The organism is Anaerosporobacter sp., from assembly GCF_965301125.1.
In genome coordinates this window covers 1-2,342 of sequence record NZ_CBDLAM010000206.1, presented here as the reverse complement: position 1 = coordinate 2,342, position 2,342 = coordinate 1, and the positions used below count along the sequence as shown (strand labels likewise).

General features: G+C 32.9%; 3 protein-coding genes. All 3 read right to left on the bottom strand.

What is annotated here, in order from left to right:
* Positions 1-258 (bottom strand): GTPase (locus ACW2QF_RS16730; RefSeq protein WP_455717152.1); only part of this gene is annotated, 258 nt, incomplete at its 3' end.
* A 56-nt stretch (positions 259-314) separates the two neighbouring features.
* Positions 315-1,334 (bottom strand): sensor histidine kinase, encoded by a 1,020-nt coding sequence (locus ACW2QF_RS16725; RefSeq protein WP_455717151.1) that lies wholly within the window; start codon positions 1,332-1,334, stop codon positions 315-317.
* A gap of 73 nt (positions 1,335-1,407) precedes the next feature.
* Positions 1,408-2,082, bottom strand: a complete 675-nt coding sequence (locus ACW2QF_RS16720; protein WP_455717150.1) for a response regulator transcription factor — start codon at positions 2,080-2,082, stop codon at positions 1,408-1,410.
* Positions 2,083-2,342 lie beyond the last annotated feature (260 nt).

The window sequence follows — 2,342 nt, the reverse complement described above, 5'->3', positions numbered from 1 at the left end:
ATCAAAGAATACAATAGGAAGTGTATTCGCAGACTTATCGCCCAGTTGTGGGTTTAACGTTGTAAATGGATAATTTGCAATCTTTGGACGGGCCGCTGTCACCGCAGACAGCAACGTTGATTTACCTGCACCAGAGCGCCCGATAATTGCTACGAATTCTCCTTTATTTACGGTGAAAGAAACGGAATCTAATGCTTTCACACTCGTTTCCCCAGTTCCATAGGTCTTACATAAATTATTAACTCTTAATATCTCCATGTCATCGAATCCTTTCTTCCATTCTCTAATTGTAATTATACAAATTTATAATGACGTTACGATGACATATTCGGTGACAAATTTGTCACTTTATATAATTTGATTATAAATTTACTTCCTTTTCCCTTTTCACTTATAATGTGAATGCTTCCATTATGGCCAGTAATGATTTGTTTTGCTAAGGCAAGTCCAATCCCTACACTATCTGGATTTGCATTTTTTCCTTTATAAAATCGTTCAAATATATGTGGTAAGTCCTCCTCATCAATTCCTTCTCCATTATCCGCAATAGAAATTTGTGAATAAATTGCATTCTGTGAATAATGAATCTGAATTTTACCCTGCATTCTGCTATGCTCAAAACAGTTCTTCAAAACATTACTAATAGCTTCTTGTAACCAAGGGAAATCTCCCATACAAGAAGCTTCTTTATCCCCTTCAATATGTACTTCTATCTCCTTTAATTCTTCTAGAATTCGAAATGGCTCCATTGATGCTTGGACCAATTCATGCAATAAGACCGGCTCTTGCTTTAATTCCACCGCTTTTGCATCTAATTTTGACATCTTAAGCAATGACACTACAAGCAGGCGCATCCTCTCTACTTGTGTATGAATATTCTTTGTGAATTCTAGTCGTTTCACGTCATCCATATGGTCAGTTGCTAATAGATCTGCCATCATACTAATGGAAGTCAATGGAGTCTTAAGCTGATGTGTTATATCTGATAGTGCATCTGCAAGATATGTCTTATCTTTTAATAATAACTCATTTTGTTCAATCATTCTAAGCGTAAGCTTATATATTTCAGACTTAAGAATACTTAATTCCCCTTCTTCATAATCCCTCACATCTAAGGTATATTCGCCCATATATATTCGATACAGATAATCTGATAATTCATTAATCTTCTTATATCTTACTTTTGTAAATATAATGGCATACAAGGTAATACTAGCTCCCAGCAAACATACAAACAATACTCCATAATGAGGAAATACAGTTGTTAGTATGGTAGCTACTACAGTTATTGCAAAACAGGTTAATCCCATCTGTATTAATTCCCGATATCTCATATTAACCAACCTATTCCTTTCCAAATTAAAGTTAGCTCTTCCCTATCTAGTCACTTTTTATAGTAAATACCACTTATTTTTCAATACAATAACCAATTCCTCGTATTGTCTTAATAATAACTGGATTACTCATATCATCTTCTAACTTTTCTCTTAATCGCTTGATATAAACTGTGAGAGTATTATCATTCACAAAATCGCCGGATATATCCCAGATTCCCTCAAGCAACTGATTTCTAGTTAAGACTTGTCCTCTATGATTAACCAATTGTAACAAAAGACGATATTCCATTGCTGTTAAAGTTATTTCCTGCTTATTCTTATATATTCTATTCTCTCGTATATGTATCTCTATATCTGCAATATTTATTATATTTTCATCGCAATCTCTTTGGTATCTACGGAGAACCGAACGAATTCTGGACATCAGCTCTCTTATACGAAATGGTTTGACTATGTAATCGTCAGCTCCAAAATCCAATCCCATCACCACATTTACCTCATCTTCCAATGCCGTAAGAAATATAACTGGTGTATCCTTTCTCTTTTTAACCTCTTTACAAAGATCATATCCATTCCCATCAGGAAGTGTTATATCTAGTAAATATAAATCAAATAGTTCTTCAGCAATACATTCCCTTGCTTCCTTATAAAAATATGCATTCTTTACCTCATATCCCTCTTGCTGCAAACTATATTCTAACCCAGTCGCAATAACACGATCATCTTCTACAACTAATATCTTCATATATTAACTCCTTTATAACTATGAATTCTTACTCATATACTAAATATAATTATAGCATATCCTTCCAATTTTCATAGCTACCTTTCTTATTATGAGCTCTTTTTTCATTTCAAATAATAAAATAAATATAATAATCTTATTCTGGACTGTTTATAATATGTATTTTCTGACTGTATTACCTAAGTAATTAAAACTTCTCCCCAAAATATTTTTCTTCTTAATTTCTTTTCAGCCATCCTATTATTTATTTCTTTTTGCTC

Coding starts and splice junctions, on each gene's coding strand:
- ACW2QF_RS16720 (WP_455717150.1), bottom strand. CDS start 2,082: ATGAAGATATTAGTTGTAGAAGATGATCGTGTTATTGCGACTGGGTTA.
- ACW2QF_RS16725 (WP_455717151.1), bottom strand. CDS start 1,334: ATGAGATATCGGGAATTAATACAGATGGGATTAACCTGTTTTGCAATA.